Origin of the sequence: Clostridium estertheticum (assembly GCF_026650985.1) — a bacterium.
GTDB lineage: Bacteria > Bacillota > Clostridia > Clostridiales > Clostridiaceae > Clostridium_AD > Clostridium_AD estertheticum_C.
Genome location: NZ_CP086239.1, coordinates 5,033,985 through 5,049,305 on the forward strand (window position 1 = coordinate 5,033,985; position 15,321 = coordinate 5,049,305).

15 protein-coding genes are annotated in these 15,321 nt (G+C 29.9%); 11 read left to right on the plus strand and 4 right to left on the minus strand.

The genetic code is table 11. From position 1 onward, the window contains the following. Window position 1: 1 nt before the first annotated feature. From LL038_RS23990 to LL038_RS24005, 4 genes are all read right to left on the minus strand, one after another. Window positions 2-1,771, minus strand: coding sequence for a M3 family oligoendopeptidase (locus tag LL038_RS23990; RefSeq protein WP_216122892.1), 1,770 nt, complete (start codon window positions 1,769-1,771; stop codon window positions 2-4). A gap of 138 nt (window positions 1,772-1,909) precedes the next feature. Continuing rightward, a complete protein-coding gene (locus LL038_RS23995) occupies window positions 1,910-2,245 on the minus strand; it encodes a hypothetical protein (RefSeq protein ID WP_268055953.1) in 336 nt (111 codons plus the stop codon). Window positions 2,246-2,281: 36 nt separating this feature from the next. Continuing rightward, window positions 2,282-2,713 (minus strand): YtxH domain-containing protein, encoded by a 432-nt coding sequence (locus LL038_RS24000; RefSeq protein ID WP_216122894.1) that lies wholly within the window; start codon window positions 2,711-2,713, stop codon window positions 2,282-2,284. Between the two features lie 172 nt (window positions 2,714-2,885). Continuing rightward, complete coding sequence (locus tag LL038_RS24005; RefSeq protein WP_216122895.1) at window positions 2,886-3,422, minus strand: ECF transporter S component; 537 nt, start codon at window positions 3,420-3,422, stop codon at window positions 2,886-2,888. Between the two features lie 306 nt (window positions 3,423-3,728). Between LL038_RS24005 and hcp the strand changes: the two genes are divergently transcribed. The 11 genes from hcp to LL038_RS24060 all read left to right on the plus strand — a co-directional run bounded on the left by hcp (window position 3,729) and on the right by LL038_RS24060 (window position 14,995). Next, complete coding sequence (gene hcp, locus LL038_RS24010; RefSeq protein ID WP_216122896.1) at window positions 3,729-5,372, plus strand: hydroxylamine reductase; 1,644 nt, start codon at window positions 3,729-3,731, stop codon at window positions 5,370-5,372. A 688-nt stretch (window positions 5,373-6,060) separates the two neighbouring features. Beyond that, on the plus strand, window positions 6,061-6,324 hold the full coding sequence (locus LL038_RS24015; protein WP_216122897.1) for an HPr family phosphocarrier protein: 264 nt from the start codon (window positions 6,061-6,063) through the stop codon (window positions 6,322-6,324). Window positions 6,325-6,378: 54 nt separating this feature from the next. Further along, a complete protein-coding gene (gene ptsP, locus LL038_RS24020; protein WP_216122898.1) occupies window positions 6,379-8,088 on the plus strand; it encodes a phosphoenolpyruvate--protein phosphotransferase in 1,710 nt (569 codons plus the stop codon). Window positions 8,089-8,227: 139 nt separating this feature from the next. Continuing rightward, the gene (locus tag LL038_RS24025) at window positions 8,228-9,433 is read left to right on the plus strand and encodes a Y-family DNA polymerase (RefSeq protein ID WP_216122899.1); all 1,206 of its coding nucleotides are present in this window, start codon (window positions 8,228-8,230) and stop codon (window positions 9,431-9,433) included. A gap of 164 nt (window positions 9,434-9,597) precedes the next feature. After that, complete coding sequence (locus tag LL038_RS24030) at window positions 9,598-10,467, plus strand: DUF6414 family protein (RefSeq protein ID WP_216122900.1); 870 nt, start codon at window positions 9,598-9,600, stop codon at window positions 10,465-10,467. Between the two features lie 38 nt (window positions 10,468-10,505). Then, on the plus strand, window positions 10,506-11,843 hold the full coding sequence (locus LL038_RS24035) for a CCA tRNA nucleotidyltransferase (protein WP_216122901.1): 1,338 nt from the start codon (window positions 10,506-10,508) through the stop codon (window positions 11,841-11,843). Between the two features lie 187 nt (window positions 11,844-12,030). Then, the gene (locus LL038_RS24040) at window positions 12,031-12,606 is read left to right on the plus strand and encodes a sigma-70 family RNA polymerase sigma factor (protein WP_216122902.1); all 576 of its coding nucleotides are present in this window, start codon (window positions 12,031-12,033) and stop codon (window positions 12,604-12,606) included. After that, on the plus strand, window positions 12,596-13,573 hold the full coding sequence (locus LL038_RS24045) for a DUF4367 domain-containing protein (RefSeq protein ID WP_216122903.1): 978 nt from the start codon (window positions 12,596-12,598) through the stop codon (window positions 13,571-13,573). The genes LL038_RS24040 and LL038_RS24045 overlap by 11 nt, the downstream gene beginning before the upstream one ends. Before the next feature lie 178 nt (window positions 13,574-13,751). Further along, window positions 13,752-13,982: a DUF1292 domain-containing protein gene (locus LL038_RS24050; protein ID WP_071614069.1), complete on the plus strand. Its 231-nt coding sequence runs from the start codon at window positions 13,752-13,754 to the stop codon at window positions 13,980-13,982. Window positions 13,983-14,047: 65 nt separating this feature from the next. Further along, window positions 14,048-14,224: a hypothetical protein gene (locus LL038_RS24055; protein WP_216106908.1), complete on the plus strand. Its 177-nt coding sequence runs from the start codon at window positions 14,048-14,050 to the stop codon at window positions 14,222-14,224. A 141-nt stretch (window positions 14,225-14,365) separates the two neighbouring features. Next, window positions 14,366-14,995: an HDIG domain-containing metalloprotein gene (locus tag LL038_RS24060; protein ID WP_216122904.1), complete on the plus strand. Its 630-nt coding sequence runs from the start codon at window positions 14,366-14,368 to the stop codon at window positions 14,993-14,995. Window positions 14,996-15,321: the final 326 nt, after the last annotated feature.

The following is a 15,321-nucleotide window of genomic DNA, read 5'->3' on the forward strand; positions in this document are numbered from 1 at the left end:
TTTATTTCATATTAATAAATTTTTCTATATCTAACTCAATAAGTTTTAGAGAACTTCTCCAAAAATCAATGGAATGAAGATCTATATTCATTATTTTTGCCACATCTACTAAATTGTTTTTACCAGTAGCTGAAAGTAAAGCATCGTAATCACGAATAAAGGAGTCTCCTGCTTTTAGATACTTTGCATATAAACCTTTTGAGAACAATAAACCAAAGGCATAAGGAAAGTTGTAGAAATTACTGGAAGCATCATAATAGTGAGGTTTACAAATCCACATATATGGATGTAAAAAGTTTTCATCAAGACCTGTTCCGTAAGCATCCTTTTGAGCTTTTATCATAATTTCTTTTAATTCATTTACGGAGAGCGAACTATGCTCGCGACGTTTAAAAAGTTCGGTTTCAAATAGGTAACGACTTAAAATATCTACAATAACTTGAGCACTACTAGATATATCATTTTCAAGTATTACAAATGATTCTTCTTTAGAGGCATTCGTAATTGCAGCATTACTTATAAGTGTTTCACAAAATATTGATGCAGTCTCTGCAATAGGCATAGGATAATCACTATTTAATGCCGATTCCTTAGATAAACATAAACCATGATAGCCGTGACCTAGTTCATGAGCAAGAGTTGAAACGTCGTTAAAACTTCCCGTGAAGTTAGATAATATTCTGCTTTCTTTAATGCTATGTAGATTTTCACAAAATGCACCACCTACTTTACCTTCTTTTGGAGCAGAGTCAATCCAGTTATGCTCAAAGGCATTGTCAGCATAATTTGCGAGATTATCACTAAAGGCTCTAAAGTTTTTAACTATGAACACTCTTGCCTCGTCTAATGTAAAGTGCATATTGACGTTTCCTACCGGTGCAAATAATTCATAAAAAGGAAGACCACTTGAATGTCCTAATAATTCGGCTTTCTTTTTAAAATATTTTTGGAAAGATGGGAGACTTTCCATTATAACGCTTAGCATAACGTCTAAAGTTTCTTTATCCATTCTAGAATCTTCAAGTGTATTTTGGAGAACTGATTCATATCCACGAGCATAACTTAATGTAATAACTTCACCTTTAATGGAGTTTAGGGCAGAAGCTGAGGATTCTGCTATTTTATCATAAGCTTTAAGTTCTGATTCATAGGCATTTTTGCGTATATTTTTATCTTTATCATAGGCCATATTTCTAACCATAGATAGCGGAAGTTTTTTAGCTTCACCATTTATGGTAATATCAACTATTAGATTTGAGGATAACACGTTTTGAAGTCTAGACCAGGCATCTGAGCCACTATTTTTCATTTTAGCAATTAGTTCTTCCTCAGTATCACTAAGCAAAAACTTGGTGTTTTTAGATAAGTTTTTCAAATAATAACTATGGGTTTTTAAAAGAGGAGAATCATCAATTATAGATTTTAAATCTTCTATCGAATTTAACCATTTTGAAAAAATAGTAGAAGGTTTAGCTAGCTCCGATAGTTTAAATGCTATTCTTTCTGATATCTTGTTCGCAACTTCATTTTTTGTATCTACACTTGTGGATAATTCTGCATAATTATATAACTTATTAACAAGATCATTAAATTTGTTTTCGAAATCAATGTAAAATTCAATTTTTTCTCTAGGATTATTTGAAGTTTTACAATTCTCTAGTGTCCACTTTTTTATATATTCTATAGAATTTTCAAAAGAAAACATATCATCTTTAAATTCTTTGCTCTCAAAGGATGTGTAAAGCTCGGTTAAACTCCATTTCATATCCATATCAATTCCTCCATTTACATAATTTTATATATAAAATATATTATATCACATTTTATATATAAAATACTCTATAGGGAAATAGATATATAGGTTAGTATATTACCGAAAAATAAGGTTAAAAAAAAAGCAGGAATTCTCCTACTTTTTACTTGAAAAAATATTTTTTGCAATAGTTAAAATATCTACTATGTATACTAAATATTTTTGAAAAGATTCTGTTGACTTAAGTGCACTGGCGGTTTTCTCAACTACTACTTCAGTAACATCTTTTACATTGTCAGTTATCTCAAACCAATTTTTGAATGTTTTCGGAAGTACTGATAATATTTCTTCAATATCATCTTCATTCCTCTTAATAATTGAATTTACACTTGTTATAGTTTTAATAAGCTTTAATAATCCTACTATAAGTATAATCATAATTATTATACCAAGAAAAATTAATAAACCTTGACCTAGTTTAAAAAAATCCACATACATAATAGCACCACTATTCCTTATTAAATTTGGTTATTTCTTGCTTTTTTTATCAGATACGTCAGCTTGTCCAACAATTTGAGATACATCTTCAACAATTACAGTATCATTTGTTTCATCAATTAGGTTTGAATCCTTATCTTGATTTGTCGCTTTTTTTTCATTTAAATATTCTGAAATTTTTGCTTTAGCATCAATTATACTGTCTTTAGCATCAGTGACTTTATTATCAATATGTCCCTTAAGTGCTGTACTTTTTTCTTTAATATTGTCTTTAAGTTCTTTTGATGAATTAGCAATATCTTTTCTAGTTTCTTTACCCGATTTAGGTGAAAAAAGTAAACCTCCGATTATACCGCTAAGACTTCCAGCTGCGGCACCAAAAATTACCTTTTTCGCTGTTCTTATTTTTTCTTTTCTTTGTATTTCTTTTTTACGGTCTTTAAACCAATTTGAAAACATCATAATTTTTTCCTCCTTTAAAGTTAAAAATCTTATATACATGGTATAAATTATATACTATATGTGAGTTTTTGTCAATGAATAAAGAAATATGTAAAAAAGACATATTTACGAGCAAATTTTTACAAAAATATAGTGATAATTTAAGATAGTATTAAAGAAAAAATAAAAAAAATTATATAAAGACTTTTCTCTTTCTTAAAATACTAATTATTATTAAGGCAAAAAATCCTCCAATAAGTGCAGTTATAAGCTGCGGTATTCCCATAGTAATTACTAACTTGTTAATTATTTTAGCGGGAATATTTAGTTCGAATAGAGGAATAAGTTTTGATGCTGAAATAGATAGGAATATGTATTTTATAAAAGATCCAATTAGAATCCCTAAATATGTTCCATACTTACCTCGTTTATTTAAAATTATAAAACTAAGCACAAATAATATGTTACCAATAATTATAAAGGGAATAAAAGGTCCTAAAGCACTAGCTAATTGACCTGTTAGATAGGCTAGCAATGGTGTCAAAGAACCTACTAATATGCCATAAGTGCCGCCGCAAATTATAGCTGTGAGTATAAGGATAGCATTAACGGCTGGACCAACAAAAAATTGACTTATCCCTGGAAAGCTTTTTCCAACTACTTGAAATACTATAGCAAGCGCAAGAAAAAGGCTTGATTTTATTAAATCATTAACATTTCTATGTTTCATAATATCCACTCCTAATTGTTTTACAAATTAATTATACCATAATATGCAATAAATTTTAATATAATTAATCTACTATTAATGAAGGTACTCAAAAATATTATGGAAGAAGAATAATAATATATATAAAGTCTTATTATCGTAACATTTGTTACCGACTTTCAATGTATCCCAAAGTATAATAAAGGTAGTTCAGCGGGGTGGTTAAATTACTTATGCTGATGTTAAATAGTCAAATTATAAATTTTAATATATGGAAGATGATTATATAAGATTGTTGTCTATCCAAAAAAACAGGAGGAATTTACAATGGGTATGTTTTGTTATCAATGTCAAGAAGCTTCAAAGGGTACAGGCTGTACAATAAAAGGGGTTTGTGGTAAAACAGATGATGTAGCTAAAATGCAGGATTTGTTAATTTACATTTTAAAAGGAATATCAATTTATGCTACAAGGGCAAGAGAACTTGGAGTAGAAAATAAAGAAGTAAACAAATTTGTAGTAACTGGTTTGTTTATGACTATAACAAATGCCAATTTTAGTAAAGTTAGATTTGTAGAAGCAATAACTAAGGCATTAAAATTGCGTGAAACAATTAAAACAGAACTTGTAAATGCTGGCGGAGTGATAGATGCTAACTTACCTGAATGTGCAACATGGACAGGAACACCTGCAGAATATGAGAGTAAATCTATAGATGCCTCCGTCCTTAAAACAGAGAATGAAGATATTAGATCTTTAAGAGAACTAGTGACTTATGGTATCAAAGGAATAGCAGCTTATGCTGACCACGCATTCAACTTAGGATATGAAAATAGTGATTTATATGCGTTTATGCAAAAAGGCTTAGCTCAAACTACTGATGACACTTTAACAGTTGATGAATTAGTAGCATTAACACTTGAGTGTGGTAAATATGGTGTAGATGCTATGGCATTACTTGATAACGCAAATACTACTACTTATGGTAACCCAGAAATTACAAAGGTAAACATCGGAGTTCGTAATAACCCAGGAATATTAATTAGTGGACATGATTTGAAAGATATGGAAGAATTATTAAAACAAACAGAGGGCACTGGAGTAGATGTATATACTCATAGTGAAATGTTGCCAGCAAATTATTACCCAGCGTTCAAAAAATACACTCACCTAGTAGGTAATTACGGAAATGCATGGTGGAAACAAAATTCAGAATTTGAAAGTTTTAATGGACCAATACTTATGACAACAAACTGTATTACTCCTCCAAAAGATTCTTATAAAGAGAGAGTGTATACTACTGGAGCATCTGGATTCGACGGAATGAACCATATAGCTGATGGAACCCTCGGAGCGGCTAAAGATTTTTCAGCAATAATCGCGCATGCAAAGAAATGTAGTGCACCAACTGAAATTGAAAGAGGAGAGATAGTTGGAGGATTTGCTCATAATCAAGTAATAGCACTTGCTGATAAAGTCGTAGAAGCTGTGAAAACAGGAGCAATTAAGAGATTCTTCGTAATGGCTGGTTGTGATGGACGTATGAAGGGCCGCGAATATTATACTGACTTTGCAAAAGAGTTACCAACGGACACAGTTATTTTAACTGCAGGTTGTGCTAAATATAGGTATAATAAATTAGAATTAGGAGATATTGGTGGAATTCCTAGAGTTTTAGATGCTGGGCAATGTAATGATTCATATTCATTAGTGGTTATTGCAATGAAACTGCAAGAAGTATTTGGATTATCTGATATAAATGAATTACCAATAACATATAATATTGCATGGTACGAACAAAAAGCTGTAATAGTATTGTTAGCATTACTACACTTGGGTGTTAAAAATATTCACTTAGGACCAACACTACCTGCATTCTTATCTCCAAATGTTGTAAATGTATTAGTTGAGAATTTTGGAATAGCCGGAATAGGAACCGCAAGTGATGATATAAAAATGTTTATGGCTTAAAAATTTAAGCAAACATCCTAAAGTTTTTTAGGGTGTTTGTATTTATTTAGAGAAGTTTCTTAATATTTTTACAATATTATATATAGTAATGTTATAATGTATACAAGAGTTTTAAAAGTTAATTTTTTATCAAACAAAAAATTACAAATTAAGTGTTAATATTCTGAACTTTAGTAATATTTTAAAAAAACTATTGAATAATTGTAGAATATATTTTAAAATATATAAATGGTGAGATAAAACTTGAAATCGGTTTTAATTATCTCCATATAAACTTTTGATCCTTATATTATTAGGTATGTTGCTGATTAGATCAGGCATGAACCAAATAAAATGCTAATAAGGCATCTTATTAGTTTATGTCTTTTATTTTAAGAATATAAAAAAAGAGAATTATTAAGCTGTTTTTGTAGATTTGGCTACTTTAATAGATTATAATAAATGTATTTAAAATATGTAGCAATGAGCAAACTAATATTTAAATGATTGATTAATAGTTGCTAGTTATTTTATAGAAAGGCGATTCTAAAATGTTAGGAATTAATTAAAGCAAAAGCTAAGAGTAGTTTATGTGTTTTAATCATTACTGAAAATGCAGAAGTGGAATCTGTAGAATTTGTTTTAGTAAATGTAGATAAAAACAATGAAATTATGATAATAAAATTAAAAAGTTAAGGGTGGTTAAATTATGATAGAAAAGAAGGCGACAGTAAAAAATGAAACTGGAATACATGCAAGGCCAGCATTATCAGTAGTTAAAGAGGCTTCGAAATTTAAATCAGAAGTTCTCATAGTAAAAGATGGTAATGAGTACAATGCAAAAAGTATAGTAGCTATAATGTGTATGGCAGCCGCTAAAGATGATGAAGTTATAATAAAAGCAAGTGGGGCGGATGAAGAAGCTGCTGCAGTTGCTATGGTGAAACTTATCGAGCAAGGGCTTACAAATTAGTAGAAAAAAATATAATCGAAATTATAAAAACAGGAATAACAGGAGGGTAAAATTATGTTAAAAGCAATAGGTGTATCATTTGGAATAGCTATAGGAAAAGCATTAGTTATTAGCGATGAAGTAGTTGAAGTAAAGAAAAGCAAGGTTTCCGATTCAAAGGGAGAGGTCGCTAGGTTTGATAATGCATTAAAAGAAGCAATTGCAGAGCTTGAAAAAATGGTTGAAGGTGTAAAAGAAAAATTAGGAAATGAAAAAGCAGAAATATTCGAAGCACATTTATGTATGCTTGAAGATCCAGAATTTATAGGTGCTATTCAAAAGAAAATTGATGATGATAAAGTAAGTGCGCAGTACTCACTACAAACCGTATCTACAGAAACAGCCGCTGTTTTTGAAAATATGGATAATGAATATATGAAAGAAAGAGCAGTAGATATTAGGGATGTAAGTAAAAGAGTGATGAATATATTAATGGGAATAAAAGTTGCATCTATTGCAGACATTCAAGATGAGTGTATATTAGTTGCAAGAGACCTTACTCCATCAGATACAGCGCAGATTGATAAAGAAAAGGTTTTAGCTTTTGTAACTGAAATAGGAGGAAGAACTGCTCATACATCTATTATTGCACGTTCTTTAGAATTACCAGCAGTTGTAGGTGCAGGTAGTGATATACATCAAATTAAAGACGGTGATTTAATTATTGTAGACGGAGAAGAAGGTTTAGTTATTATTAAACCAGACGAGAAAACTTTGAATGAATATAAAATCAAAAGAGAAGAATTTATTGAATCTAAACATCAATTACTTAAATATGCTACTATGTCATCTATAACAACTGATGGCAAAAAAGTTGAAATAGCTGCCAATATTGGGTCAGCTGCAGATTTAGGAGCTGTACTGAAAAATGGTGCAGAAGCTATAGGATTATTTAGAACTGAGTTTTTATATATGGCAAACGATGCTCTACCAACTGAGGAAGAACAATTTGGAGAATATAAATCAGTTCTTGAAAAGATGAATGGAAAACCTGTTATTATAAGAACATTAGATATAGGTGGAGATAAGAAATTAGATTACTTACCTATGGATGAGGAAATGAATCCATTCCTAGGATATAGAGCTATAAGACTTTGCCTTGATAGAACAGATATATTTAAAACTCAATTAAGAGCTTTAGTAAGAGCATCTGCATTCGGCAAGCTTAAAATCATGTTTCCTATGATATGTAATGTTCAAGAACTTAGAGCAGCTAAGAAATTACTTGAGGAGTGCACAAAGGAGCTTAAGTCTGAGGGAGTAACTTTTGATGAGAATATTGAAGTTGGTATCATGATAGAAATACCATCTGCTGCAATAATATCAGATGTTTTAGCTAAAGAGGTAGATTTCTTCAGCATTGGTACTAATGATTTGATTCAATATACTTTGGCAGTAGATAGAATGAACGAGAAAATATCATATTTATATGATTTTTATCATCCAGCTGTTTTAAGACTTATTAAAATAGTAATAGATAATGGACATAAAGCCGGAATAACTGTAAATATGTGTGGTGAGATGGCAGGAGACGCAAATCTTATCCCTGTACTTCTTGGATTTGGGCTAGATGAATTTAGTATGAGTGCAGCTTCAATATTAAGGGCACGTAAAACTATTACAAATTCTAGCTTTAAAGAATGTGAAAAACTATCAGCACCAGTACTTACATTTGGTGATGCAGATGAAATAAAGGATTATATAAAGGCTAATATAAAAGCATAAGATATATTAACTAATTATTCTAAAGCAACCGTATCTTTATTCTAAAGCAACCTATTCTTTATTAAGGATAGGTTGCTTTTTTATATAAAAAATATATATAATATCTCTTATAGATGATTTATAAAAAGGATGAGATTATATGACTAAATTTAACGAAAAACTTATATTTCATATAGATGTTAATTCAGCATTTCTTTCTTGGAGTGCTGCGAATAGGTTAAAGCAAGGAGAAAAGATAGACCTGAGGGATATCGCTGCTGTAATAGGTGGAGATGAACAGTCGCGAAGGGGGGTAGTTCTTGCAAAATCTATGATAGCTAAAAGGAGTGGAATAGTAACAGGGGAGAGCTTATTTACTGCAAGAAAGAAATGTATAAACCTTGTAGTTGTATCACCTGACTTTAGGTTATATGAAAGCTGTAGTAAGGCTATGAGAAAAATATTTGGTGACTATACACCGTTTATTGAGAAATTTTCTATAGATGAGTGTTATTTAGATGTAACAAGTTATAATACTTCTAAAGAAGCAGCACTAAGACTTGCATATGATATTAAAGATAGGATAAAGTGCGAGCTAGGGTTTACAGTAAATATAGGTATGTCAGATGTTAAGCTACTAGCAAAAATGGCATCTGATTTTGAAAAACCGGATAAGGTCCATACGCTTTATAAAAATGAGGTAGAAAAAAAATTGTGGCATCTTCCAGTTGGAGAGCTTTTCATGGTTGGACGTAGAAGTGTTCCAAGGCTTAATAATTTAAATATATTTACTATAGGAGATTTAGCGAAGTACGATGCCCAATTTTTGAAATACCATTTTAAAAGTAGTGGTAGGATGATGTGGGAGTATGCTAATGGCATAGATAATAGAGATGTAAAATCAGATAAACAGGAGTTAAAAGGAATAAACAATTCAACAACACTCGCAGATGATATTAAAAGTAAAAACGAGGCTTATATAGTATTGCTAGAATTAGTTGAACATACGGCTAGTAGATTAAGAAATATAAAAAAGTGTTGCTACTCTATTTCGGTAACTATAAGAAATCATGAATTTATTGATTATTCGCGTAGTACGACTTTAAAAAGCTCTACGGATGTAACCCAGGAGATACTAAAAACAGTAAGGACTCTTTTTGATGAATTATGGAAAGGTGAGCCCATAAGATTACTGGGAGTTTCTCTTAATAATTTATGTGATGATAATTTTAAACAAATATCAATTTTTGACATTGATAACACTAGTGATGAAAAGAAAAGAGTTATAGATAAAACTATAGATAGTTTGCGCAATAAATATGGCGAAACTGCAGTTATGAAATCAATATTACTAAAGAAAAAATAGTGTATTTAGTTATAAATAAAGAATCCCATTACAAGTTATTGTTCTAAATTATGCAAAGTAATATAAAATAGTTATGAGTATTGTTTTATATAACAGCACTGAAAGTGATTCAGTGTTTTTAACAATACAGCACTGAAAGTGCTGACTTATGGGGGTATGAAAATATGGATAACAGAGCACTAATACCTTTATATACTAATGGAGATATGATAAATAATTTATATACAGTTGTAATTGAGGAGTTTGCAGAAATAAAAAGTGAAAGTACAAGGAAGCTGTTAACGATTAGTACAAATACACCATTATATGAAGCTACCTGTGGTAAAATAATGGAAGGTGACTTAAATGTTCAATTTTTAAATGAATTTACATCACAGAAAATTGAAGAGAGAGTTTCAATTGTAATAACAATTTTGTCAAGATTAAAGAATATGTTAAATGAGCAAAATATGTTAAAGGTCATTACGAATGAAAGTGATGTGGCAAATATTAAGGAATTTGATTTTGTTCAGTTCACTGGGGAATTATATAAAAATCCAGTATTAGAATATATAGAAGATATAATTAGAGTTATGGAAATGCAGTTAGCATTTTCACCGGAGCCACTAGAAAATGGTGATGAAAGTCAAGAACATAAAGTTAAAAGGCAAGTCTTAAAAATTCTAAAAGATGATATGGAAATCTGCAAAACTGAAAAATGTATAAAGTTTATTAGTAGTAATATTGGTAATAGTAATACAAAAGTTATAGTGCCTCTGGAGATAAAACATATGGCAGATAATTTAGATTATATTGAAGGTGCAAAAATTACTGTTCTTGGTAAGGTGGTAAGAATTCCAAATAAAAATAAAACTGAAATAAATAGCAATGATTTGCTTAGTGGAACTTATTTTGATTATTTAAATGAGGAGTATTTTAAAGAATTTAAAAACAGATTTCTAAAAGATACAACTTTAATTAGAGATTATGATTCAAACAATCTAGTAATTGATGGACCTGTAATTGAGATTATACCAATAGCAATGTATATTTAAATTGTAATGAATAAACGGAAAGTAATATTGGAGGAGTTATGTTTATACCAAATGATGTAAAAATAATTTTGGATACTTTAAAAAACAATGGATATGAATCTTATATAGTGGGGGGTAGTGTACGTGATGCTACAATCGGAAAAGCTGTTCCTAAGGATTATGATATAACTACTAATGCCCTGCCAGAAGATATAATTAAAATTTTTGATAAGACTGTTCCAACGGGGATAAAACATGGGACTATTACTGTTATGGTAAATGGAGAGGGCTACGAGGTTACAACTTACAGAATAGATGGTGAATACCTAGATAATAGAAGACCGAGTGGTGTTACTTTTGTTTCAAATTTACAAGAAGATTTAGCAAGGCGTGATTTTACTATAAATGCTTTAGCGTTTAACGAGGCAGATGGTCTTATAGATTGTTTTGACGGTATTTTTGATTTGAAAAATAAAATAATTAGAGCTGTAGGAGAACCTAATAAAAGATTTAAGGAAGATGCTCTAAGAATGCTTAGGGCTATTCGTTTTGCGGCCTCACTAGATTTTTATATAGAAGAAAAAACTATGATTGCTATAAAAATGAATTGTAACCTTATATCAAATGTAAGTACTGAAAGAATTAGAGATGAACTATGTAAAATGTTAGTATCTAATAACACTACAAAAGCTTTTAAATTACTTGAAGAAACTAACTTATTGCAGATTATACTGCCAGAACTTCAATTAACAGTAGGATTTAATCAGCGAAATCCTCACCATGACAAAGATATATTTTCACACATATTAGTAGTTGTAGAAAAATGTCCACCAGTTCTTAACATAAGAATGGCAGGATTACTTCATGACATAGCTAAACCGGATTGTTTTACTATTGACACTAAGGGTATAGGACATTTTTATGACCATGATAGAAAGGGAGCTAAAATAGCAGGTCAAATACTTAGAAGACTTAAATTTGATAATGAGAGTATAACTGAAATTGAAATTTTAGTGAAAGAGCATATGAATGTACTTACAAAGCCAACAGATATTTCTGTCAAACGTCTTATTAATAGAACTAGTATGAATTTAGTCTTTAGCCTTTTTGAGTTGCAAAGAGCAGATGCTTTAGGGTCACGGTTTCCTCAAATTAGATTAGATGAAATTAATAGCGTTGAAAAACAAACTATAGCTATAATAGAATCTAAGGCTCCATTATCTATAAAAGAACTAGCAGTAAACGGTAAAGATTTAATGAGTGAATTTTCTATTAAGCCCGGAACTCAGATAGGTGTTATGCTAAAATTTCTTTTAAACATAGTCTTAGAAAATTCGGAGCTTAATACTAAAGATAAACTTTTATCTATAATTTATAATGAATATATAAAAGTATAAAAGTATATAAAATTAAAGAATTATTAAATTCCCTCAGACTTAAGGTTTGAGGGAATTATTTATTGCTTGTTCATTTCACAATATATTAAAAAGATTAAAATATATGTAATGGAATGAAAAATTTTACGTATTAACACATGAGATTACTTGGCCGAGTAAAAAACAAGGGAAGGAGGGTTTTAAAAAGATGAAGCAACTTGCAGTGCGTGATATTTCATATGAAAAAGAAATTACAGAAGAATTATGTAAAGAAGAAAAATTTGCTAATATTTTTGAAATCTATTACAAAAGAGTTTATAACTATATGTATTATCGTGTTAATAACATTGAAACATCAGAAGACCTTACAAGTCAGGTTTTTGAAAAAGTAATGTTTAAAATAGAAATTTATTCTAAAAGTAAGTCACCTTTTGAGGTATGGATGTTTGCTATAGCTAGAAACATAGTAAATGATTATTTTAGAAGTCTAAAAAAGCATAAATTATTTTCTCTTGACACAATTAAGGACTTAGTAGCAAAAGGAAAAACTCCCGAAGAGATATTACTATCAGCAGAAAGTAACAGTGAACTTTCAAAGGCTTTGAACATTTTGAATGAAAGGGATCGAAATATTGTTTCTCTTAAGTTTGGTGCAAATCTTAAAAATCAGGAGATAGCACAAATATTAGATATTACGGAAAGCAATGTTGGAGTAATACTTTATAGAACAATGAAAAAGTTAAAAAAGAAAATTGAGGAAGAGAGGAAACGATATGAGCAATAAGAGAATTGAAGATAAATTTTCTAGAGAAATGGATGCTTATTTTAATGGTATAGAAGATAAGAATAAAATAGAATCTAGTGAATATAATGAACTTTTAGAATTTAGCAAGAATATGTCAAAAGAAGATTTTAGTAAAAACAGCAATAAAAAAGGGGTAATGAATAAAACTTTAAAAAGCATAAGTGAAAATAAAGGAGAAAATATTATGAAAAAATCAAATAAATTTAAAAAAGCTGCTATTGCAGTAGCAGCAATATGTATAGTAAGTGTTTCTATAATGCAAACATCCTTTGCCCAAGATATAGCAGAGAAAGTAATAAAAACTATCTCTTTAGGACATATAAGCGTTATACAAACGGAACCATCTAAAATAAAAGAAATGAGGCTTACAGATAAGTATAAAGGCAAAGTTTTTGATAAACAAGGAAAGCAAGTACAAGTAGTTACGCAGGACAATCACAATGAATTATTCACAGCAAAAGGGGAAAAAATTGCGCATATGCAGGCTGGTAAAATAATAACTGTAGCTGAGCAAGAAAAAATGGACAAAGAAAGGGAAAAAGGTGTAGTTGAAGTAAAAGATTCTAGTAAATTGAATGATTATACTTGCTTTAATGTTAAGCTTCCAACGTTTTTGCCAGAAGGATATAAATTTGATAGAGCAGAATTTTATAAAGAGAAGAATGAAAAAAAAGTTGAAAATAGTAAATATATTGGGTTGTATTTCACTAATGAGAAAACTGGAAAATCTATATATATGCAACAAAGGTTTCCAGATGAAACCACTAAATCTATAGCTTCAACAGATGGCACAATTGAAAAAACGAAAATTAATGGTGTAAATGCTGTAATAAGTGATGATAGAAACATTGATTGGGAAACTAAGGATGCGATTTATTTTTTATCTGCTGGTAAAGGTGGAATTATAAAGAGTGAATTAATAAAGGTTGCAGAATCTATTAAATAATAATCTACACATTCCACCACAATAAAAAAATGCTTTGTTATTAAATAATTATTTGATAACAAAGCATTTTTCATTTTTATTACTTATTATAAATATTTGGTATAAAACATTAAATTAGGAACAAAATAAGAGGGCACGTAAAAACAAATTGCTAAATTACATGAGAGAAGGTATGTATATGAAAACTAATGAAATAATTACTGTTCTAAATGAAAATGGTGATAAAGTTGATTTAGAACTAATTGATGCTATTAAAATGGATGGAACTGATTATGTAATAGTTGGACCTAAGGATTCAGATGAGGCGTATGCCTATAAGTCAGTTGTAGTTAATGGCGAAGTAGAATATAAATCAATAGGTGAGGGCGATGAGTTTAAAAAAGTATTGAAAAAGTATAGCGAGCATTAATATCGCAGCATATAAGGGATGATTGGTATTTTTTAAATCTATAATAAGTCATTAGGAGGTTTTGTATGAAGAGTCGTGAACAAGCTAGTAAAGATAATTCCCGTAATTATATTAACAAAGACACAAAATCCAAAAATCCACATTCTAAAAATCAAATTATTCAATCCATTGAGGAAAGTGCATACAATGATAGCGTTTTTACAACTAACAAAAGTGAGTACGGTGGAAACAAGTCAGAATAACTAATAAAGAGATATTAATAAAAAGAGCAAGCGTTTGTTATCTAAACTAAAATAGTATATAGTTTAGATAAGATAACTTGCTCTTTTGTTATAACAATAAAAAATTATGAAATAAAATAATAAATAGAAAGGAATTAGTGCATGGTTAAAATGTTTGAAGAGTTTCAAAAACATCTAATGGAGGATAAAAATCCGTCTTTATATTTTGATGAAATTATAAATAATAAAGATATTTACACACTATATCCGTATAAATTATTGAGAAATCTGATTGAGACTCCCCAATCACCAGTTCATCATCCAGAAGGGAATGTATGGAAACATACAATGTTAGTTATAGATAATGCTGCAAAGAAAAAAGAACTTAGTGAGAATCCTATTGCTTTTATGTGGGCTGCTTTATTACATGATTTAGGGAAAGCACCTACTACAAAGGTTAAAAAAGAAAAAATAACATCTTATGATCATGATAAAGTTGGTGCGAATCTTAGCCGGGAGTTCCTTTGCGCACTTACAAAGGATGAAGCACTAATTAATCAGGTGACAGCTTTAGTTAGATGGCATATGCAAACTCTTTTTGTAACAAAAAACTTACCATTTGGAAATGTTAAAGAAATGGCTGCAGATATATCCATTAAAGAAATTGCTTTGTTATCGGAGTGTGATAGACTTGGCAGAGGTGATATGAATGACACTAAAATCTGCGAGGAAAAAGAGAACATCAAATCTTTCATTAAAAAGTGTGAATCGCAGTTGTTGTCTTCTAAGTAATCTACATAAGTTTCTATAGCTTCCTAGGACATTGCGAGTTCTAGCATAAGCGTATATATTGTTAGAACAGCATTCACTTCACCTTGTAATTCTAAAATTTATTTTATTTACATCTGCTAAAAACCGCAAACTCGCTCCGCTCAAACATGCGGTTTTCTTACGCAGAGGTAAATAAAATAAATTAAGAATTACTAAGGTTTGTTCAATTGCTGTTTACACAATATATACGCTTATTGCCGAAGCATTATGCTATTAGTATACTATTGGAATTAACAAAATTATCAGGATGATTCAAAAGAACTATAGCCTTTTAGGCTATAGGGGGT

Bases quoted from the DNA above. Each gene is read 5' to 3' on its own strand.
- LL038_RS23990 (WP_216122892.1), bottom strand. From the start codon at position 1,771: ATGGATATGAAATGGAGTTTAACCGAGCTTTACACATCCTTTGAGAGC.
- LL038_RS24000 (WP_216122894.1), bottom strand. From the start codon at position 2,713: ATGATGTTTTCAAATTGGTTTAAAGACCGTAAAAAAGAAATACAAAGA.
- LL038_RS24005 (WP_216122895.1), bottom strand. From the start codon at position 3,422: ATGAAACATAGAAATGTTAATGATTTAATAAAATCAAGCCTTTTTCTT.
- hcp (WP_216122896.1), top strand. From the start codon at position 3,729: ATGGGTATGTTTTGTTATCAATGTCAAGAAGCTTCAAAGGGTACAGGC.
- LL038_RS24015 (WP_216122897.1), top strand. From the start codon at position 6,061: ATGATAGAAAAGAAGGCGACAGTAAAAAATGAAACTGGAATACATGCA.
- ptsP (WP_216122898.1), top strand. From the start codon at position 6,379: ATGTTAAAAGCAATAGGTGTATCATTTGGAATAGCTATAGGAAAAGCA.
- LL038_RS24025 (WP_216122899.1), top strand. From the start codon at position 8,228: ATGACTAAATTTAACGAAAAACTTATATTTCATATAGATGTTAATTCA.
- LL038_RS24030 (WP_216122900.1), top strand. From the start codon at position 9,598: ATGGATAACAGAGCACTAATACCTTTATATACTAATGGAGATATGATA.
- LL038_RS24035 (WP_216122901.1), top strand. From the start codon at position 10,506: ATGTTTATACCAAATGATGTAAAAATAATTTTGGATACTTTAAAAAAC.
- LL038_RS24040 (WP_216122902.1), top strand. From the start codon at position 12,031: ATGAAGCAACTTGCAGTGCGTGATATTTCATATGAAAAAGAAATTACA.
- LL038_RS24045 (WP_216122903.1), top strand. From the start codon at position 12,596: ATGAGCAATAAGAGAATTGAAGATAAATTTTCTAGAGAAATGGATGCT.
- LL038_RS24050 (WP_071614069.1), top strand. From the start codon at position 13,752: ATGAAAACTAATGAAATAATTACTGTTCTAAATGAAAATGGTGATAAA.
- LL038_RS24055 (WP_216106908.1), top strand. From the start codon at position 14,048: ATGAAGAGTCGTGAACAAGCTAGTAAAGATAATTCCCGTAATTATATT.
- LL038_RS24060 (WP_216122904.1), top strand. From the start codon at position 14,366: ATGGTTAAAATGTTTGAAGAGTTTCAAAAACATCTAATGGAGGATAAA.